Raw genomic sequence first — 20,139 nt, forward strand, 5'->3', positions numbered from 1 at the left:
AAAAAAACCACGCTCAATTTAGGAACGAGCGTGGTTGATATCTGTGTTCTGGTTTAGTTCAGGCTGGGAATGGAACGCTCTTTCTCTGGGATATCCGTGAATTCAGCAACGATCGCTCTGAATTCATCGCCATCCATCGTTTCCTTTTCGATCAGGAGTTCCACAAGTCGATCCATCACCTCACGGTGATCAGCAACGATCGCAACTGTTTCCTTGTAGCAGTGCTTCACCATGGTCCGAACCTGCTCATCGATCTGACGAGCGATCGAATCGGAAACATCACTGCGCGTCATCAGATCACGACCCAGGAAAACCTCCTGATTGCCACCCTCGAGTGAAACAGGGCCAAGATCGCTCATGCCGAAACGCGTCACCATCTGACGTGCCATCGAGGCAACTTGTTGGATATCACCCCCTGCACCGGTGGTGACTTCCTGGTGACCAAACACCACATCTTCAGCAGCCCTGCCGCCAAGAGCTCCCATGATTCTCGATTTCAGCTGAGATCTGGTCACAAGGGTTTGTTCCTCGTCAGGAGAGAACCAGGTCAGTCCCTGAGCCTGTCCGCGGGGAATCAACGTGACTTTCTGAACAGGGTCGTGATCTTTCACCAGCGTTCCAATAAGGGCATGGCCAACTTCGTGATACGCGATCAGACGCTTGCTACGGCCATCGGTTAAAGGACGACCTTCCATGCCGGCAATAATGCGATCAACGGCATCATCAATTTCACTCAGGCCGATCGCCTCCTTGCGACGACGAGCCGTGAGGATGGCTGCTTCGTTCATCAGGTTGGCAAGATCAGCGCCGGTAAAACCTGGTGTTCTCCGAGCAATGCTTTCCAGGGAGAGCTCGGTCTCCAGTGTTTTATTCCTGCAGTGAACTTCGAGAATGGACAGACGCCCTTTGATGTCGGGAGCGTCAACAGTGACCTGACGATCAAAGCGACCAGGTCGCATCAAAGCTGAATCAAGAACGTCGGGACGGTTGGTCGCAGCAATGATGATGATGCCGCTGTTGCCTTCAAAACCATCCATTTCGGTGAGCAACTGATTCAGCGTCTGCTCACGTTCGTCATTACCGCCACCGATACCAGCGCCACGCTGACGGCCAACAGCATCGATTTCGTCGATGAAGATCAAGCAGGGGCTGTTTTCTTTGGCTTTCTTGAACAGATCACGAACCCTGCTGGCTCCAACACCAACGAACATCTCAACGAACTCAGAACCTGAAAGAGAGAAGAAGGGAACGCCCGCTTCTCCTGCAATCGCCTTGGCAAGAAGAGTTTTACCGGTTCCGGGAGGACCAACCAACAGCATTCCACGGGGAATCTGAGCTCCAACGGACGTGAATCGCTCAGGCTGCTTCAAAAACGTGACGACTTCCTCGAGCTCCTGCTTCGCCTCGTTAACGCCAGCCACATCGTCAAATTTGACGCCGGTTTCAGCCTCCATCATGAATTTCGCTTTGCTCTTTCCGAATTGCATGGCCTGACCAGGACCTCCAGGCATGCCACTGTTTCGGCGAGCAAGGAAAATCAACGACCCGATCAGAAGAAGCGGGAACAAGAGATTGCCAAGAAGACCAAGTGCAGGTGGTGTTGAGCGAGGCGGATGAATATCGAAGCTGATCCCTTCGTTTTTGAGTGTGTTGATCAATTCAGGGGCAAGACCTGGAAGATCAACTCGCAAACGTTGAACCCGGTTGTCCAGATCCGGATCGACAGCTTCAACGACCGCATTCCTGCCACCGTCATAGATATCAACGGCCGTCACTCGACCGGCTTCGACGTAATCGAGAAAACGGCCGTAACTCATGCGGGCAACAGCGGCATTTCTCGGTGCCACCGTCGGACCGTTTGATCCCAGCCCGTTGAAGCCTCCACTGTTGAGAACTTGCCAGCCGATCAACAGAACAACCCCAATTGGCAGCAGCCAGAGAGCAAGGAGACGCCAGCGCTGGTTCATGGAGCTGAGGAAATGATTAAAGAGTGTAAAGGAGCTACAGCAACTGCTGTGCTGTTCTTCAAAGGCTTCTAAGGGCCACGATCGGATCCAGTTTCGCCGCTCTGCGCGCCGGTACGACACCGAAGAACAAGCCAATGGATCCAGATAATCCAACCGTCATCAGCACGGTGCTGGTGCCGATACTCGCTGGCAGCGGCGTCAACGTGGCGACCAGGGCAATGGTTCCAAGACCTGCCGCTGTGCCAATGGCTCCACCCAAGCTCGCCAAAACCAGCGATTCAACGAGAAATTGCTGGAGAACATCGCCACTGCGGGCTCCGAGGGCTTTTCTCAGGCCGATTTCCTGGGTGCGTTCACTGACGGACACCAACATGATGTTCATGATTCCGATGCCGCCAACAAGCAAGGAAATTCCGCCGATCGCCGCAAGCATCAGCGTCAGGCCTCCTGTGATGGTGCCGACGATGCTCAAGGCATCTTTCTGAGACCGCACGGCAAAATCATCATCTCGAAGAATGTCGTGACGCTGCCTCAGCAAGTTGGTGATCTGGAATTTCGCAGCACTTGTACTGCTTTCATCATTGGCTTCGACACTGATGAAGCTCAGGCTGATGCCGTACGTGGGATCACGACCGGTTAGGCGCGTGACCATCGTGCTGATCGGGATGTAAGTGTTGCCGTCTTGGTTGCTGCCAAACACGGCTCCCTTTGGAGCCATCACCCCCACAACCTGAAAGGACTGGTTGCCGATCCGTAGTGGTTGCCCAACCACAGATCCAGTAGGAACGAGTTTTGCCGCAAGATCGGGACCGATCACGGCCACGTTCCTTGCCGCTTTGACATCCTCGGCATTGATGAATCTGCCCTTCGACACTTCGAAACTGCGAACCGGCAGGAATTCGGGCGTGATCCCTGAAATCGAGCTGGTTGAACTGCGCGCACCGAGCTGAACCACCTGGCTGCTCGAGATCTGTGGTGCGACACGCTTCACGCTGGGAACCTGCTCAGCGATCGCTTCAGCGTCCTCCAGCACAAGCGTTCTTGGGAAGGCGACCCCTCGTCGTCGTGTGTCGTTGTTTCCAGGAACGACGAACAGAACGTTGGCACCAAGGTTGCTCAACTGCTCTTCAGCCAATCCCTGGGCTCCGCGACCGACACCTACCAGCGTGATCACTGATGCGTTGCCGATCACAATCCCCACCATGGTGAGAAGACTGCGCAGCCGGTTTGTTCTGAGGGTGGTCAGAGCCATCCCCACCGTCTCCATCGGAGGCATTCGCCTGCTCATGTCATTCAGCCATGCTCTCGTCAGAGCATTGTGTCCAGCTTGCTGGCTGCATTGAGGCCCGTTCCCCGATGCACCAAACCATCGCGAACCTGCAAGGTGACCACTTCACCATGACGGAGATCGCGTGTGGCGTTGATGACGCCTGAGATGGTGGGAATTCCCAATCGCTCAGCGATGCCAGCTGCGTGAGAGGTGTCCGCTGGAGCTTCGGTCACGACTCCGGCAGCATGGCGGATGGCGTCCAGGTCTTCAGACGTGGTGTCCCGCATCACCAGGATCTCCCCAGGTTCGATCTTGCTCGAGTCCCCGGGACTGAGAGCGAGCCTCACCTTGCCACTGACGGTTCCGTTGCCGATTCCGCTGCCTCTAGCCAGAACCGCGCTGACGATTCCAACCTTGACCAGATCTGTTGAACCCGAAATGCCGGTGAGGGTCCCGGCGGTCTGGATCACAAGATCGCCCTCCTTGAGCAGACCCATGTCCTGAGCGGCACCCATCGCGACTGTGAACGTTCCGGAGGTGCTCTTCTGTTGTGGAACCAACAATGGCGTCACACCCCAGGCCAGCTGCAATTTGCGAGCCACATGCACTTCGCTCGTGATGGCCAGGATTGGAGCCGCAGGCCTGAACTTGCTCACGTTGTGGGCGGTGGCTCCACTTTTGGTGAGGGGCAGGATCGCTGATGCGTTGAGCTGGCTGGCGATCGTGCTCACAGCACTGCTGATGGCGTTGGGAATTGTGCTTTGGATGTGACTATCCATCGTGCGGCGTGGGTAGTCCTTTTCAATCCTGCAGGCAATGGTCGCCATGGTTTGAACCGCTTCAACCGGGAAATCCCCCACCGCGGTTTCGTTGGAAAGCATGACGGCATCGGTCCCGTCGAGGATGGCGTTGGCGACGTCGCTCACTTCGGCCCGCGTGGGTCGTGGACTTGAGGCCATCGAATCCAGCATTTGGGTTGCCGTGATGATCGGAATCCCAAGGCTGTTGGCTCGACGGATCAGCTCTTTCTGCAACAACGGAACTTCCTCAGCAGGCATTTCCACGCCCAGATCTCCCCGAGCCACCATCACGCCATCGCAGAGGGGCATGATCGCGTCGATCTGATCGATGGCCTCGAATTTCTCGATCTTGGCAACCACGGGCGTGCTGTGACCGTGATGGCGGATCAGCTCACGGATTTCCTGCATATCGGATGGATTGCGCACAAAGCTGAGGGCAACCCAATCGACCCCTTGTTTGAGTCCAAACTCCAGATCGACTCGGTCCTTCTCGGTGAGAGCTCGAACAGAGAGTTGAACGTCAGGAAAATTGACCCCTTTATTGTTGGACAGAACTCCTCCAACAGTCACGCTGCAATGAAGGGTCTGGTCTGACTGGTCAACCTTCTCCACCTTCATTTCGACGCGTCCGTCATCCAGAAGGATCCGACTGCCAGAGGTGACCTCCTCGGCAAGCTTGTCGTAGGTGACAGTGGCGATGGTCTTGTCGCAGCTCACCGGCCGTGAAGTGAGCGCGAAACGATCACCTTTGCCCAGGGTGATCGGTCCTTCTGCAAAGCGACCTAAACGGATCTTGGGACCCTGCAGGTCCTGAAGGATTCCGATGTGCTGGCCAAGCTCAGAGGAAACTTGGCGGATCGTGGCAATTCGAGTTGCATGCTCGCTGTGATCGCCATGGGAAAAGTTGAGACGGAAGGTCGTCGCACCGGCCAGCACAAGCTCCCGGATCCGTTCTGCGCTCTCCGTGGCAGGCCCAATGGTGGCCACGATCTTGGTTCTTCGGTTCTGATCGAACTGCGCCATGTCCGGACCGTAAAACCGTGCGGAAACTACCATCCAGGCATCTCGGAGGCCCTCTTAACAAGGGGGTGGTGCCATGGACCTCAACGCTTATCAACAAGCTGCACGACGTACGGCTGCATATCCGAATGTGGGCTCCAATCCCATTTACCCCACCCTTGGCCTCAGTGGAGAGGCGGGAGAAGTGGCCGATAAGGTCAAAAAGGTCCTACGTGATCGTGATGGTGACTTCGATCGTGAGGTTCGCGAAGCGATCAAACTCGAACTCGGAGATGTTCTCTGGTACGTCGCTCAGCTGGGTAGTGAGTTGGGATTCGATCTGGACGAGATTGCATCGGCCAATCTCGAGAAGCTCGAAAGCCGTGCATCAAGAGGTCGTATCTCCGGCAGCGGTGATCAGCGCTGAATCCGATGCCCCGTTATCGCTGCCCTTCCTGCTGCTGCGGCCCAGCAATCGTTCTTCATCCACCCAAAAAGGCTGTACCGATCTGTTCACGCTGCCGAACCCCACTAGAAAAGCAGCCCCTCGTCAAACCATTGCCACTCCTTGTGCTGGTGTCTGTGGGCACGGTGTTGGTGCTGTCCTCGTTCCCGATGCTCTTCAGCCCATCACCATCTCCGCCGGCGATTCCTGATCAACTGCAGGAGAAAGCGGTCTGAAGGTCTCACAGGACCACTCCATGCATGCGTTGATAAGCGGTTAAGCAATCAGTTCAGAGTTGATGTCGAACCCTTGAATATTCTTGATCATGCAATTGGCTTACTTGAACCATTGAATGTGTGATTGCTCTTTGGAGGGCTGATCCAAGAAATCGCAGGTGAAGCAATATCAATCTTACGAAGAATGTCGAATTCGACTCTGATTATTTTGCGGGAAATTAATGCCATTTCAAGATCCTTGCTGACACAAGTGTGGTTTCAGCAAAGCAGGTTTAGATGGATGTTGCCATTCTTAAACCCCTGAAAAGTGTTGATTTGATTGACGTTATGCCGTGTGGACTGACGTTGCACTAATCAAGATCCAGCCTCAAGATGAATAACTGGAGCACTCTCGTGTTCGCCGCTTCTATTTCATGCCCATTTCTGTTTTTGGCTTTCCAGGAGCCATAGCTATTGATGCTGCCATTGCGGAAAGTGTAGGTACCATTGTTCAGCATTGAAAGGTCTAAGACTTGACCTTCGTAGTATGGTGTTTTTAATTCAATCGAGTCGTCAAGCCATTTAACGGTGCAATCGTGTTGCCCGTAGTTAATGAAACATCGCCATCGTTCCGCTTTCGCTGGCGAATGCAATTGAAACAGGAGAATTGCCGTCAGCAGGCGTAGAATGTGGATCACTCGATAATTGTCGATTATTCAAAGAAAGGGATTTTGTTGTTTGCTTTTAGCAAGTATTTGCAAGACGATGATGTGGATGTTGCCCTTGAAGAGTTTCAAGGGCTTTTGAGAAGTCGTTCCTCGAGCATCAAATTGAACTGCATGAGTTGTTGATCACTAAGTTGCTGGCGGCTTTGCGCTCCCAGTTCCGTTTGAAGAAAGTCCCTGGCCTGCGCAGCAGACCACCCCATCGTTCGGATCATCTCGTCTCCCTGGCTGAGTAAGTCGCCGCGCCGAAGGGGGACAGATGCTGTTTCTGGACTTGCGCCTGGTTGCATCTCTCGCAGTTGCCTCAGGAAAGCAACCAGATCGCTGTAGCGGGTGAGCCGATGGCGACTGGCATGACCAAAGGCCCGCTCCAGATAAACCCGCTCACGATCCCGATCCCAGCCGATCCGCTGAACCTCAAGATCAATGGCCGCCAATTCCTCACTCCAGTCCTCTGGGTCGGTGGGTGCTTCCGACGGTGGGTCCGAGCTTGGATCTGCGGTAGAGGGAGGTTGTTCGGGGTCCATCCCTGAGGTCGGCTCTGGCGTGGACGGCTTTCCGGTTTTCTCCGTTGAAGCCGGTTTCACAGAAGTTCTTTTCACCGGACTTGTTTTCAGCGGCTGGCGGTTTATCTGCTCGTGTTTCAGCGGTTCAGTTCTGATCGCTTCAGCTGCAATCGATTCAGTTGTCTGCGGCGCTGCCATGGGGGGATCAGGAGAGATCCGACGCATCAATCGATCGAGTCCACGCTGCTCGGCCTCCTCGGATGTCTGGGCTTCTCCGAGAGCGCTTCCCAGCAGCTGGTTGTCCTGCCAGGCCTCGATCCGCACGATGCAGCGCAGCGTGTCCACATGACAAAGCTCGGCGCGGATCTGCATGGCCTTGTCGAAGCTCTGCACTTTCTAGGCTGCCGTCATGGATTTCACGACTCTGCCGTCAATCAGTGACTGGTTTGACGGAGTTGACCAATGGCGGGAGGTTCTAGCCTTGCTGCCCGTGCTTGTCGTTCTGGAGCTCGTGCTCTCCGCAGACAATGCTGTGGCTCTTGCCGCCATTGCGCGACGTTGTCGCGGACAGGATCGCGAGCGCTTAGCTCTCAACATTGGCATCGCTCTGGCACTGGTTCTGCGGATCGGGTTGATCCTTGTGGCGCAGTGGGTGCTCCAGAACCCTGTGGTGCAACTGCTCGCGGCGACATACCTGCTCTGGTTGTTTCTCGACCATCTGCGATCAATGTCAGCCAATCAGGAAGCCGCTGATGAGGCTTCCACGCTGGAATCTGCTCCCGCATCGTTGGCTCGTGTGGTCCTTGTTTTGGCGTTCACCGATCTGGCCTTTTCGATCGATAGTGTTGCAGCGGCCGTTGCCATCAGTGATCAGTTTCTTTTGGTGATCACCGGTGCCGTGATCGGGATTGTGGCGCTTCGGTTTACGTCTGCGCTTTTTATTCGCTGGATCGAGATGTATCCCAGGCTGGAAACCGCTGGTTTTCTGGCGGTGGGCTTCGTATCCCTGAGATTGTTCATCCATGTTCTGCGGCCAGCACTTCATCAGCCGGATTGGTTCACGCTCGTGGTGGTAACGGCACTGTTCAGCTGGGGACTCTCTCGGCGTCAGCTGATCTCTGCGCCAGGTTCCGACCATGTTGGTTGAGCTTCGCCAGGCGGACAGCGAGGTGTTGCTTGATCGCGTTGAGATGGATGACCCACCGCAGCCGGGTCGCTGGTTCTCGCTTGATCAGACGTCCTATCTCGTTCTGCAGCGGCGGCATCGCTATCGACTCCATAACGGTCGCTACGAGATCGGCTCCATTGCGTTGATGGTGAAGCCACAGCAGCGCCCTGACGATGCTGTGGCCTGGCGACATGGGTTTGTGATCGGGGATGCGGAGTGCCGATTCAATGCCCGCAGTCCACTGTTGCGATGTGCCGTGTGGCCTGATGGTCCCTGCGATCGCTGCACCCATCGAGAGCCGCGATGACGACCAAAGGCCCTTGGTTAACCGGCACGGTGATTTCGGGCCATGGCGTGGCCTCCGGCCGATCTGTCGATTCCCCTTACCCAGCCGGCACGATTGCACTGCAAACGCCTCACTTTGCAGCCAGGGGAATTGATCTGAGTGATTGCTGGCCCGGAACAATCAATCTCAATTTTGCTCCTTGCAGCGTCAGGCTTCGGCAGCCTGATCACTGCATTTCAGACCTTTTCTGGACAGAGCATCATCCGCCGGAAACGTTTTCCTTCTGGCGAATTGAGCTGCGTGTGACGGGTGAATTGCCCGTACGAGGTTGGATCTATCGACCGCATCCGGAAACCAAGCAACGCCACTGGCAACCGGAATCCATGCTCGAGCTACTGGCGCCTTCGGTGCCAGGTGTGGTCTCCGGAGGGTCTGTCTCCATCCACGATCCAGAGGATCGCATTCGCTTGATCGACTCGGGGCGACTTCGCGCAAGACTTCTGGAAAGTCTCAAGTTCCGCGTTCTCGCTTCTCAAGAGCTTTTTTTTCAGGAGACAGCGAGTGATCAACGGCGTGAATGGTTGCGTCGTTTTCAACCTGATGCTCTGGATCTTGAAGATCATGATCTCGATCACATCTGGGAACAGGCGAGGCGGCTTTACACGGAGTGTTGAAGAGAAAGTTTCAAATTAACCACGTTATTATTGTTTGAGGCAAATCGGTTCAGGTGAGGTTTATTCCTTCCTTTCTCACATTGTTCATCACCTCTTCGATTGCAGTGTGCCCGCTGCGATCGGAGACCAATTTGATTGATCAAGATCAACACACTCAACTCGATCATCAAGTTCAAGGACTTCAAGGCGATCAAGACGTTACAGAGTCTCTAGGCGTTAGAGAGGTTCAAGAAGATGATCAAGCACAACAAGATCAAAATCCGGTACTGAATACGATTCGAGTCCCCTTCGAATGGAATGCTGTTCCTGATACCCAGTGGGCCCCTAACTCGCTTGATCCCAGTGCCCGCTATGACAGGACTTTGTTTGACTTCAAAGTCAAACCTGTGATTCCTTTTAAGCTCAATGATCACTGGAGCATTCTGACCTATACGGTTTTTCGATTTGTCTCTGTTCCCTGGGCTGAACCTGTGCCTGCATTGTCAGAAGAGAGTATTCCTTATCTAGATTGGAAAGAACGTCGTGAAACCGGACTTTCCACAATTAATCCGACGGCGATTTTTGTTCCCAATATCAGTCCTAACTGGACAGTCGGTCTTGGACCATCGCTTGTGGCACCGGTGAGTTCTTTCCCAGGGAGTACAGAAAAATGGCTTGCTGGCCCTGCTCTCTTTGCTCTCTATCGCAAGAACGCTTCATTGGTTGGAGCGCGCCTGCACAACCTGTGGTCTTTTGCTGGAAATCCGGACATGGACGATGTCAATTTAATGATATTGAGACCGATTGTTCAGCTTCCGATCAGCGACGACTGGTTCCTGATTTCATCCCCGATCATCACAACGGATTGGACGCATCCGACCGGGAAGGGTTGGACTTTACCGATCGGTTGAGGGATCGGACGACGTATTTCGATGGGGCAACAGCAACTTCAAAATTCATTGCAGGGTTACTACAATGGTATGAAGCCAGAGGTGGACGGTGATGAATTACTGGGCGATTGGACTGTGCGGACAGAAGTTATATTTTTGGTGCCAAAGTGAAGATCATCGCAAACGATTGTTCAACCCAGCGTCATCCCGTCTGAAGCCTGAAGTTGTTGAAGCATGGTTGAACCTTCACTGGTTCCTTTCCCTTCCAACTGGGCCGACCGGATCAAGAGGGGACAGCCTGTGGTACTCACGACAAGACCGATATTTTGTTCACAGCTCAGCACCGTCCCCGCTGGATGCCCAGCGGTAGGCCAGCGTCCGATGAGCGCCTGGGCCTCTGTTGAGAGCTGATCGCGTAGGCGATGAATCAGCGGTTCGGTGTTGCGCAGCTTGAGACGTTTTCCCTGCCAATGGGTGTAGGTATTTGGATAAAGCGCCATGACCTGGCGATGCAGATCAAGGGCTGAACGCCTCCAATCGACAAGGAAATCCTCCTTCTTCAGCATCCTCGCGTAACTCGCCGTTCCGCTTTTCTCATCCTGTTTGGTGACGCCAAGTCGGCTGAGACGATCCGATTCGGGACCCGGACCAACAGCAGCGATGCGACCCATCGCCTTCACCATCAGCTCACCGGTGAGTTGGCTGAGTTTTTGAGATAGTTGCTCGGCGTTGTCGCTCAACCCGATGGCTAAAGGCTGCTCAATCAGCACGGGGCCAGTATCAAGACCTTCTTCCATGGCCATGATGCCCACTCCTGTTTTGCTGTCTCCTTCCAGCAGACTCCACTGAATCGGTCCAGCGCCTCTCCATCTCGGCAAAAGAGAGCCATGGCCGTTCCAGCATCCAAGAGGTGGCTGTTGAAGGACAGACTTCGGGAGAATCTGGCCAAAGGCAACCACAACAGAGACATCAGCATTCAATTGTTTAAGGGTTTGCTGGACCTCAATGTCCTTGCGGATGCGCTCAGGTGTGAAAACGGGACAGCCAAGATCCAGTGCCCTTGCTTTCACTGGTGATGGGATGAGCTGTTTCCCCCGTCCGCGGCGACGATCGGGTTGCGTCACCACGCCGACGATGGTGTGTCCTGATTCGATCAACGCCTCCAAGGTTGGGACGGCGTAGTCCGGTGTGCCCCAGAACAAAATCTTCATCTGACAAAATCCATGTCAAGGGATGTGGTCATGACTGCTTGAGAAGCCCTATTCCCGCATGTTTCCAGGGCATCCGAATCGATCCATAACGGCGACCGATGTCCATCGCTTTCAGATAGAGGCTGCCGCTGCGCTCCCGAAACCAGGGCCAACTCAGCACATCAAGTCCGCCGAACGGCAGGAAAGGGTTACGACGAAGAGAGGCGTAGACCTCCACCCGGGTCGTTTGAATCTTGGTTGCTGTTCGGCAGTGATAACCGTGGGTGTCGGCGATCACAAGTGTGTTGCCCGGTACCGCAAACCGGTGAGGCAGAGGCAACCCCATGGCCTTCAGATCAGCGTTGTGTGCACGGAAGGATCCCCTCGCGTGATATTTGATCGGTGAGTCCGCGGCAGTGAGGCTCTGACTTTTTTCCCAGGCAAGACGATCGCAAGACAAGCGATGGGAACCTGGCACGTAGGCAAGTGGCCCGGCATCGTCCTGAACATCCTCCAGAAACAGCCAGGCCTTGGCGGTGGAGTGAAAGGTGTCGGAATGGACGGTGGACTGGGGGTCCGGTTGCTCGCCCGAGGCCCCCGAAAAAATGGCCTGAAGTGAGAACACTGGTTCAGCCAGCGTTCCAGCGACATAACGGATCAGATCTTTGACGTCTTGTCGATGAATCAGGTCGAACAATGCACGGTGAGAGTGTTGAAGTTGAACCCCATCCAGGAAGACGCGTCTGGTGGTGGTTCTCCCCTGCGTCATGTCGTAACGGCTCCAGGGTTGATTCAGCACCTCTTTTTGGAGAGTCCTGAACTCAGAGGCGGGCAGAAAGTTTTCGATGCAGATGAATCCGTTCTGCTCGAACTCACTGCGAAGTGCAGCGGGGATTCGTCTGCTGATCAGCCGACGCCGCCCCGCCGCGAGTTTGGCGGCAAGTTTCAGACGCATGACATGCAACCCGTGCTTGTTCAGCCAGCGGCTGCCCAGAACTGGATTGTCTCGAAAGGACTTTGCACCAGTGAACACAGCCAGGGCCGCCAGCGGCAGGCCCAGCAGATCACGTCCAGACATGACTTCAGGCTTCGCCGGTGATTGATAGCCCGTCAACCCAAACGTGGGGACACACACCTCGGGTTGTGACCTCGGCATGGGACTCGAGATGAACGATGTTGTTCAGCACGTGTCTGATGTCGCCAGCCACTGTGGCAGCTTCAACGGAGATGAATTCACCGCCCTTCACGAGCCAGCCGTCGAAGGGGAGTGAAAAGGACCCCTGGCTGGCTTTGACGCCGGCATGAAGTGCACTGAGATCTTCGATCAGAATGAAGGGTTGGGACTCACTGCGGTGATCCAGTGTGAGACCACTGTCCTGGCCTTCAGTCGAGCTCACCACGAACCAGTCAGGCCCCACAGAAACCTTGGCACCAAGACCGGCATGCCCGGTTGGTTGCACACCGAAGGCTCGGGCAGTGGCTTCCGAGTGCAGAAAGCTCTTCAATACCCCACCTTCGATCAGGCTGAGTCGCTGCGTTGGAGTTCCTTCGCCATCAAAGGGTGCTGCTCCGATGTTGTCGGGGTGAAGACCATCGTCGTGCAAGGACAGAAAAGGAACAGCGATGTTGCTGCCCAGGTCGTCGCGTTGACTAAGACTCACACCATCGAGAACAGCGCGAGCATTCAGCATGCTGCTGAATGCACCCATCAAGGACAGAAACGCCTCGGGTGTGAAACAGATGCGGTAGGTCCCGGTTTCAATCGGTTGGTAGGCGAGATGACTGATCGTGCGATCTGCGGCTTCCTTGATGCATCCCTCGATGTCGAGGTCATCACTGCCCAATGCCAGTCGAACCGCTCCGGAACTGCGTGGCTTACGGCCTGCTTCTTCAGCCCGCGCATAGAGATACAAACTCGCTTGCGTCCTCTCCATCTGACGCAGAGCCCCTTCACTGTTGAGATACAGACTCTGTGACAAGGATTCGGCCAGACCGTTGTAGGGAACTGTCTGGATGGCTGCATGCCTGCTTAAAAGTTCCGCCTCTGCGTGTCGAAGTTTGTCCAGGAGCGGCAGGATGCCTCGTCGTTGCTTGAGAGGACGATCCAGTTCCGGCAATGCAGCTGTCGCCAGGGGAGAAAAGGCAGGAACGTCGTCGGGATTGCCGAGGCGGCTGGCTTGCTGAGCGCCAAGCAGAGCCTGTTCCAGCCCGTCGGGGCTGAGATCGGTCGTACTTGTGATGCCGATCAGTCCGTCCTGATTCCAAACGCGCACTGTGATGGAGCTGCGCTGAGCAGCCTTGAGCTGCTTGGCTTCGCCGCGGTCGACCTGTACAGAACAATCTTCGCTGCAGGCAGCACCGAGATCCCACTGACGGATTCCGGCTTGGGTGGCCAAACGGTGGAGTTGATCCTGGAGTGCACCTGCGTTCAGTTGATTGCTGGGCGACTGGTTGTTGGATGTCATCGTCAGCGTCCTCCCACCGTGATCGAGTCAACCTTGATGTGAGGCTGTCCGACGGTGACAAAAACGCTGCCGCTCACTGAGCCACAGAACCCTGCAGCCAGCTCGAGATCGTTGGCACACATCGAGATGCGTGGCATCACCTCCTTGGCATCCCCGATCAAGGTGGCTCCCTTGACCGGTTTGGTGAGGCTGCCGTTTTCGATCAGATAGCCCTCCTCCACCGCAAAATTGAACTGTCCAGTTGGGCCGACGCTTCCACCGCCCATGGACTTGCAGTACAAGCCACGATCCACCGATGCGATGAGCTCCTCTGGTGAATGGGGACCAGCGTCGATGAAGGTATTGCGCATCCGACTGGCCGCTGCGAAGGCATGGCTTTGGCGACGGCCACTGCCTGTGCGTTGATGACCAGTTCGCAATTCGCCGGCGCGATCGCTGATGAAACGTTGCAGGATCCCGTCCTTGATCAGCACAGTCCGTTGCGGAGCCATCCCTTCATCGTCCATGGACATGGATCCGAAGGCCCCACCACTGAGACCTTCATCGATTGCTGTGACGGCGGAGTGAGCGATCTGCGTTCCAACGCTTTCGGCAAAGGGCGTCGTGCCACGTTCAATCTGCGTCGTTTCCAACAGATGTCCGCAGGCTTCATGGAAGATGACTCCACCGAAACGATTGGCGAGAACAGCCGGCATCTGGCCGGCATCCACGTACTCCGCACGCAACATCGTTCCAGCGCTTTCACAGACTTCAGCTGCGCTCGATTCGCAATCCCAGTTGTTGAGATCGTCAGGTCGATCGGTGCTGCCGTAGCGACGACCGACACTCGAACGGTGATCACCGTCCGCTGCAAGAACGGAAAGACCGGTGGACTGGTGCAGGCGAATATCGCGGGCGAAGGTTCCGTCTGAGGCGGCCACCAGAACCTCCTGCCAGTCGCGTGAATAGCTGCCCCGACGCACCTGAAGATGTTGTCCGAGCCGCTGAAGGTGAACCGTGCCCTGCAGGAGCCTGCCGCTGGCGGAATTCAGGTCCGGACAACGGGCCAACCAGTCCTGCTTGGTGATGGCGTGATCCGTCAGATCATTCAATCCCTGAAAAGAAGAAACAGGGTTTGCTGACCCGGCCACAAGGCCAAGCATGGCAAGCGCCTGATCGAGGGATCTGGTCAATCCATCACGACTGAGATCATTTGTGCTGACGAATCCGTCGCGTCCGTTCAGGAAAACGCGTAACCCTGCTCCCCGAGAAAAGGCGGGGTTGACACTTGTGATCGTGTCTTGCTCAGCAAGAAGGCCGAGATGGTCGGTCTTCTCGAGAAAAACCTCTACCAGATCGGCACCAGCAGTGGTTCCGCGATGAAGAAGATCCTGCAGGAGATCCTTCCAACCGGACGAAAACGAAGCAGTCAAGAAAACTTAGGGGGGTAATGAATTCAGCGCACAGCTGGCTGGAAGCGCTCGCTCGGGATCGGAGACATCAGGAAGAGTTTCGCCATCAAGGACACGTTTCCGAGCCAGTGGGGCAGCTTCTTGATCACCCGTAGAGGGGCGGGTGCATCACTTGCATCAGCGGCATCGAGTGCGGCGTTATTGCTGACAAGACCTTCGAGGCGCTCCCAGAACTTCTCGTTACGAACATCGAGCACAACGGGGAACACCCGGGCCGACGTTTCATTGGTTTTATCGATCACCATGCGGTCGTAGTCACGGGCATCGAGGCCCAGGGACTCGTAAAACTCTTTTCTTGCAACATCGCGCACGTACATCGTGGCGAACACTGCCAGAAGGAAGAATCGGCACCAAAGTTTGGCGATTGGTCCACGAACAGTGTCCGGCTGTGCCTTCATCAAGGCATCGAAAAAATCTCCGTGGCGGTTTTCGTCCTGACACCAATTTTCGAAGAAATTGAAAATTGGGAAAATCTTGCTGTCGGGATTGTTTTCCAGATGACGATAAATAGCGATGTACCGCCAGTAGCCAATCTTTTCTGAAAGGTATGTGGCGTAGAAGATGAATTTTGGTTTGAAGAATGTGTACTTCTTATTTGCTGTGAGGAAGCCCAGGTCGAGCTGAACCCCAAAATCACTCATTGATTTGTTGAGAAATCCAGCATGGCGGGCTTCATCCCTCGCCATGTGGGCAAAGCATTCAGCCAGCAATGGATTCTTCTGTTTGATGCGACGGCTTAGTTCCTTGTAGAGCAGAAAACCGGAGAATTCGGACGTACAGCTCTGCTCCAGAAACTCGATGAACACCTGGCGGGTTTCAGGGTCGAGTTTGTCAGCGGCACCCTCAAATTCCTCGTTCCGGACGAAGTGGTGACGGTTGTAGTCCTTACGGAATTCTTCGCAGATCGCCTCGAGTTCAGCCTTGTTCGGTCGGAGATCCATCGAGGCCATCGCCTCGAAATCCGTGGTGTAGAAACGGGGCGTCAGGATTGTGTCCCTGGCCGGATCTTTGGTGGCAACTGCGTTGCCTTCGGCCTGCTCGGCAACGGCGGTGGGAGGGACCATCAGCTCCTGTCTCGCGGTGTCATCCAATGTAGAGGGCACACGCCAGATCCTGATGGTTCAGTTACCTCCGAGCCATTTCTGCCCATTGAGGCGTTGCATCAGGCGGGATACCAGAAGCGCCAACGACATTCGTTTTTCATCAATCAGAAAGGACTCCAGCAAGGTGGGGTCGCTGCCGGGATCCGCGAGCGTGATCGTTTTGGTACTGGAGATGTCGTTCTTACCGAAACAAAGCCAGAAACGTCGACCGCCGGGCAGTTCCCCCACAACCATTGGACAGGTACCTCCAACAACCGGTCGATCTCCATCAACCAGCTCCAGCCTTTCAGGAACAAGGTCGTAGCGTTTCAGCTGGGATGAGATTGCAGGCAGGAATTCCTCTGCCATGAACAGCTCAAAGGGTTTGTCCTCAGGCTTTGGGGGTTTCGCTTTCGGCTTGGGCTTGGCCTCAACCTCCGGCGTCGCCTGCTTTGGGGCCTCGGCAGGGGTTTCGCTCACCGTTCACTGTTGACTGACTGAACTGTAAGCAGACCGGATGCCCACTCACCAGTCTTGATCGGGATCCCTCGACCAGTCATCTGTATCCCGATTTCTTTCCTGCATCTGTTGCCTTGCAGCTGGGCTTTGAACCTCAGGAGCAGGTTTTACGGGTTCTGTGTCGGACGTTCTCGGCCGTTGAATCACGCGATAAGGAACTGCCACGGTGGGAGCCGGATCACGGATGTCACGTTCGGGCATCACAGGCGCTGCAACGGCTTCCATGGGTTCAAACCCCTCTGGCTCGGCAGCAGCAGCACGCCCCATCGGCTGGTGGAGCGTGCGACGCAGTGGGGCACGACCGGGAACCAGCAACAGAGCGGCCATTCCACTGAGAGAGGCTCCCGTTGCGGCGGCAATGGCAGTCCAGGCGCCAAGGGGTAGCGGCGGTGATCGCCAGATCAGGACCTGCAGCTGCGTTGTTCCGGTCCGATTCATGGCCGACACCACGAGAACGGCAACAACAGGCAACAGGCAGGGAAGCAGGAGAACCCGCCGGATCAGCATCATTGACGTGGTCCCTGCCAGCGGTCCAGCGGAGCTAGATCCTCGTCGATTCCATCGAACAGACGGATCACCAGAAAATCGACCATTTCAGCAAGGGTGGTTGGCCTTGTATACCAAGCCGGAATCGGCGCAGCGATCCGTGCTCCTGCCTCAGCCAGTGCCGTGAGATTGCGAAGGTGGATGAGATTGAACGGCATCTCCCTCGGGACGATCAGCAGTGGGCGTGACTCCTTGAGATGCACATCCGCGCAACGTTCAATCAGATCGGAGGCCACCCCGGCACTGATTCGCCCAACCGTGCCCATGCTGCAGGGAAGAATCACCATCGCTTTTGAGCGGAAACTGCCGCTGGCAATCGCTGCGCTCTGATCGTTCCATCGATGGCAGATCAACTCGCCAGTTGAAACATCAAGATGATCCCTCCAGAAGACTTGTTGCTTCTCAGGATCGACAGGAATCGACAGGCCCTGCTCGGCTCTGAAAACGTCGTGGGCTCCGCGACTCAGAACCAGATGGATGCGGCGTCCCCGCTGGAGCAGCAACTGCAAGGCGCGCTCAGCAAGAGGCTGAGCAGAGGCACCGGTCACCCCAAGCACGTAGGGCAGCATCGTTACGTCTCGCTGAGGGTGATCGGGACCAGAGGGTCTTGTTCGGAAGGGGTTTCGACAACAGGCTCAGAAGCCACCTCAAGGTCGATCTGGTTCCTGAGAACATCCACTTTGATCACCTTCACGCGAACGGAATCCCCCAGCTGATAGGTGCGTCTGCTCTTGCGGCCCACCAACCTGCTTTGTCTGGACCGGTATTCGTACCAGTCGTCGTTCAGTGAGCTGACATGAACCAGTCCTTCAACGGCCGTGGGCCCAACCTCGACGAAAAATCCATAGCTCTGAACACCACTGATCTGTCCATCGAGATCCTTGTTCAACATCGGTTCGGCCGTTCTGGCCTGAACCATGGCGACAAGATCCCTTTCCAGCTCGATGATCTGGCGTCGCCTGCCGTTCAATTTCTGGATCAGGCGATCAGAACAAAGTTGCTGAAGCTTTTCCTCGATCGATCCGGTGAACAACGGCCACGACAACTGCTCGGCACAGTCGCGGTTGCCCAGTGTGAGGCGTTGTTTGTGTCTGACGGTTGGCCTGTCCTTCCCATCGCTGAGAAGGGTCACGATGACCTGTTGGTTGGCCAGATCGACATAGTTGATGGCTGGGCAGCACCAGGGCACTGCAGGGGCTGGGGTTGACGGAGCGGCAGCTGGTTCCTTGTCGGACACACTCGAGGTCGTATCGATCCCGTCCTGAGCCTCCTCCCCAGCATTGAGTGGTCCGAAGAATCCGTCCTGTAAGGCGTGACTGAGTTGCTGCTCCAGCACCCGTCGTTGTGGGGCGCTTTCAAATAACGCCATCAATTCCGATGCCGATGGACTTCCCTCATCGTTCAGTTCCAGGGGAAGTTCCAGGGCTACTGCCGTTTTGGCGACATCGGTCAGCACGCCATCGTCGGCTTGACCACTGTGCAGCTGAATACCTGGCAAGTGCAAGGCTGTGGCGTGAAGACCCCAGGCACGATTGGCGGCTCTCAGCAGGGGCTGAAGCAAGGACTGGGGGTCTGTTGAATCAAGTGCATCAAACCAGCGATGACGCAGCCCGGTGGGATCGGCCCAGATCAAATCCCCCAGAGCATCGATCTCCGGAGCATGCAGGTCGAGCTGAATCGCACCTTGGCGCTGTTCGTTCTCAAGGAGACAGCGGGCGCAGAAGAGCAACGTCTCCAGTTGCCCGAGTTGATCTTTGATCTCCTTTAAGGCCGCAGGGATGGTGCGTGCCCTTGGTTTGCGTGCTGCTAAAGCCTTCAGTTGCTCCGGTCCGATGGCGGCGATCGGTCGGATCGAACTGAGCATGAACGACCAGTCGCTGAGATCGCCACTCGCCGTCAGATCCAGCCGGACCGTGATGGCCTCGGCACTCTCTCCCACGTTGAACTGGCTGGCTTTGCCAAGTGGTGTGTTGAGGAGAGGCTGCCAGACCTCTCCGAGACAGATGGCCTCGGCACGCTCTCTCAACCAGAGATCAAGACTGTTCCCGCTACCGAGCCGTTCCGCCACTGATGGGACGTGAATCCACAACCTTGTCCCTCCTGAATGGGGCTCAACGTGAACTGCCGGCAACGATGGTGCCTCGGCACTTGTCCAGCTGCGGAGCAGCAGAGCAGGTTGGTCACTGAGGTCGGTCCTGCCCTTTGACGGTGGCGACTTGGGCGCCACCCTTGGTGGCGTGGGGCGAACCTGCAGTCCCGCTTTCGTCAGTAAGAGGTCTCGATCTGATGATGCTCCGCCACTGAGGGGGAGTGAGCGGGCCACATGCCCCTCTGCAGGGCACTGGGCCACCGGATAGCGATCCAGATGGATCTCGACAACAGAGGTTGGAGGATCCTGTTGAAGGTGCTGAACATCATCCCCAGGCAATCGAATGCTGGTCAGCAGACGATCGTCAAGGGGAACAGCAACCAGCTGGTCCTCCTGTTGTTCCACCTGACCGAGCAAGGTTGTTGTTGCCCGCTCGAGAATGCACTGGACACCGCCCTCAGGAGAGCGTCGACGCCCCCCCTCTCGAAGAATTCGAACCAGAACCCTGTCTCCGTTCCAGGCGTGATTCAGCTGATGATCACGGATGTAGACGTCATCTCCACCGTCGTCACGGATTGCGAAGCAAAAACCTTTACTGCTGCAACGCAGTCGAGCCTCGATCAAGTCTGGGGTCTGCCCACGCAGCACAGCCTCTCTGTCGTTGCTGTCGATCACCCCCAAACGGCCGAGTGCCGAGAGCTCGGTCTCCAGGGAGAGCTTGTCGGCTGCGTTGGTGAGTTTGAGGGTCTTCGCCAGAACAGCTGTTGTGGTCGGCTTATCAACAGACAGCTGATCAAGCAGGTCGGCGACCGTGAATTTCATCGAGAGAGGGGGCGGAACCGATCTTCAAGATCGGGAGAAGAGTGGCTGATG

General features: G+C 55.9%; 19 protein-coding genes. 6 read left to right on the forward strand and 13 right to left on the reverse strand.

The window, feature by feature from the left end; all coding sequences use genetic code 11:
- Window positions 1-53 precede the first annotated feature (53 nt).
- From ftsH to pyk, 3 genes are read right to left on the reverse strand one after another with little or no spacing between them, the layout of a single operon-like run.
- Window positions 54-1,967 (reverse strand): ATP-dependent zinc metalloprotease FtsH, encoded by a 1,914-nt coding sequence (gene ftsH / locus SYN9616_RS0104020; RefSeq protein WP_028951971.1) that lies wholly within the window; start codon window positions 1,965-1,967, stop codon window positions 54-56.
- Window positions 1,968-2,025: 58 nt separating this feature from the next.
- Window positions 2,026-3,255 carry an ABC transporter permease gene (locus SYN9616_RS0104025; protein ID WP_028951972.1) on the reverse strand — a complete coding sequence of 410 codons (1,230 nt, stop codon included), beginning with the start codon at window positions 3,253-3,255 and terminating at the stop codon, window positions 2,026-2,028.
- Window positions 3,256-3,275: 20 nt separating this feature from the next.
- Window positions 3,276-5,060 (reverse strand): pyruvate kinase, encoded by a 1,785-nt coding sequence (gene pyk / locus SYN9616_RS0104030; protein WP_028951973.1) that lies wholly within the window; start codon window positions 5,058-5,060, stop codon window positions 3,276-3,278.
- Between the two features lie 73 nt (window positions 5,061-5,133).
- On the opposite strand from pyk, the gene SYN9616_RS0104035 reads away from it, so the two are divergent.
- Window positions 5,134-5,463, forward strand: a complete 330-nt coding sequence (locus tag SYN9616_RS0104035) for a nucleoside triphosphate pyrophosphohydrolase family protein (protein WP_028951974.1) — start codon at window positions 5,134-5,136, stop codon at window positions 5,461-5,463.
- On the forward strand, window positions 5,450-5,692 hold the full coding sequence (locus SYN9616_RS15160; protein ID WP_156918659.1) for a hypothetical protein: 243 nt from the start codon (window positions 5,450-5,452) through the stop codon (window positions 5,690-5,692). The genes SYN9616_RS0104035 and SYN9616_RS15160 overlap by 14 nt, the downstream gene beginning before the upstream one ends.
- A gap of 797 nt (window positions 5,693-6,489) precedes the next feature.
- On the opposite strand, the gene SYN9616_RS0104050 is transcribed toward SYN9616_RS15160, so the two are convergent.
- A complete protein-coding gene (locus tag SYN9616_RS0104050) occupies window positions 6,490-7,320 on the reverse strand; it encodes a hypothetical protein (RefSeq protein ID WP_369791920.1) in 831 nt (276 codons plus the stop codon).
- 16 nt (window positions 7,321-7,336) lie between these two features.
- Between SYN9616_RS0104050 and SYN9616_RS0104055 the strand changes: the two genes are divergently transcribed.
- The 4 genes from SYN9616_RS0104055 to SYN9616_RS15165 are packed head-to-tail and all read left to right on the forward strand — an operon-like array spanning window position 7,337 to window position 9,945.
- Window positions 7,337-8,074, forward strand: coding sequence for a DUF475 domain-containing protein (locus tag SYN9616_RS0104055; protein WP_028951977.1), 738 nt, complete (start codon window positions 7,337-7,339; stop codon window positions 8,072-8,074).
- On the forward strand, window positions 8,064-8,402 hold the full coding sequence (locus SYN9616_RS0104060; RefSeq protein WP_028951978.1) for a DUF6464 family protein: 339 nt from the start codon (window positions 8,064-8,066) through the stop codon (window positions 8,400-8,402). The genes SYN9616_RS0104055 and SYN9616_RS0104060 overlap by 11 nt, the downstream gene beginning before the upstream one ends.
- Window positions 8,399-9,055, forward strand: coding sequence for a hypothetical protein (locus SYN9616_RS0104065; protein ID WP_028951979.1), 657 nt, complete (start codon window positions 8,399-8,401; stop codon window positions 9,053-9,055). The genes SYN9616_RS0104060 and SYN9616_RS0104065 overlap by 4 nt, the downstream gene beginning before the upstream one ends.
- Before the next feature lie 53 nt (window positions 9,056-9,108).
- Entirely contained in the window at window positions 9,109-9,945 is an 837-nt protein-coding gene (locus SYN9616_RS15165) for a neuromedin U (RefSeq protein WP_232199994.1), read from the forward strand.
- Between the two features lie 170 nt (window positions 9,946-10,115).
- Here the strand turns inward: SYN9616_RS15165 and fmt are convergent, their stop codons facing one another.
- The 9 genes from fmt to SYN9616_RS0104115 are packed head-to-tail and all read right to left on the reverse strand — an operon-like array spanning window position 10,116 to window position 20,088.
- Window positions 10,116-11,135, reverse strand: a complete 1,020-nt coding sequence (fmt, locus tag SYN9616_RS0104075; RefSeq protein WP_028951980.1) for a methionyl-tRNA formyltransferase — start codon at window positions 11,133-11,135, stop codon at window positions 10,116-10,118.
- A 28-nt stretch (window positions 11,136-11,163) separates the two neighbouring features.
- Window positions 11,164-12,192 (reverse strand): phytanoyl-CoA dioxygenase family protein, encoded by a 1,029-nt coding sequence (locus SYN9616_RS0104080; protein ID WP_028951981.1) that lies wholly within the window; start codon window positions 12,190-12,192, stop codon window positions 11,164-11,166.
- 4 nt (window positions 12,193-12,196) lie between these two features.
- Window positions 12,197-13,579 carry a TldD/PmbA family protein gene (locus SYN9616_RS0104085; RefSeq protein ID WP_028951982.1) on the reverse strand — a complete coding sequence of 461 codons (1,383 nt, stop codon included), beginning with the start codon at window positions 13,577-13,579 and terminating at the stop codon, window positions 12,197-12,199.
- Window positions 13,580-13,581: 2 nt separating this feature from the next.
- The gene (locus SYN9616_RS0104090) at window positions 13,582-14,991 is read right to left on the reverse strand and encodes a TldD/PmbA family protein (protein ID WP_028951983.1); all 1,410 of its coding nucleotides are present in this window, start codon (window positions 14,989-14,991) and stop codon (window positions 13,582-13,584) included.
- Between the two features lie 23 nt (window positions 14,992-15,014).
- Window positions 15,015-16,094 carry a magnesium-protoporphyrin IX monomethyl ester (oxidative) cyclase gene (gene acsF / locus SYN9616_RS0104095; RefSeq protein ID WP_028951984.1) on the reverse strand — a complete coding sequence of 360 codons (1,080 nt, stop codon included), beginning with the start codon at window positions 16,092-16,094 and terminating at the stop codon, window positions 15,015-15,017.
- 57 nt (window positions 16,095-16,151) lie between these two features.
- Window positions 16,152-16,592, reverse strand: coding sequence for a DUF2996 domain-containing protein (locus SYN9616_RS0104100; protein WP_028951985.1), 441 nt, complete (start codon window positions 16,590-16,592; stop codon window positions 16,152-16,154).
- A 45-nt stretch (window positions 16,593-16,637) separates the two neighbouring features.
- Window positions 16,638-17,138: a hypothetical protein gene (locus SYN9616_RS0104105; RefSeq protein WP_156918661.1), complete on the reverse strand. Its 501-nt coding sequence runs from the start codon at window positions 17,136-17,138 to the stop codon at window positions 16,638-16,640.
- Window positions 17,138-17,746 (reverse strand): flavin prenyltransferase UbiX, encoded by a 609-nt coding sequence (locus SYN9616_RS0104110; protein ID WP_028951987.1) that lies wholly within the window; start codon window positions 17,744-17,746, stop codon window positions 17,138-17,140. The genes SYN9616_RS0104105 and SYN9616_RS0104110 overlap by 1 nt, the downstream gene beginning before the upstream one ends.
- A gap of 2 nt (window positions 17,747-17,748) precedes the next feature.
- Window positions 17,749-20,088, reverse strand: a complete 2,340-nt coding sequence (locus tag SYN9616_RS0104115; protein ID WP_028951988.1) for an RNB domain-containing ribonuclease — start codon at window positions 20,086-20,088, stop codon at window positions 17,749-17,751.
- Between the last annotated feature and the right edge of the window lie 51 nt (window positions 20,089-20,139).

The organism is Synechococcus sp. CC9616 (assembly GCF_000515235.1).
In the GTDB taxonomy this organism is placed as follows: domain Bacteria; phylum Cyanobacteriota; class Cyanobacteriia; order PCC-6307; family Cyanobiaceae; genus Parasynechococcus.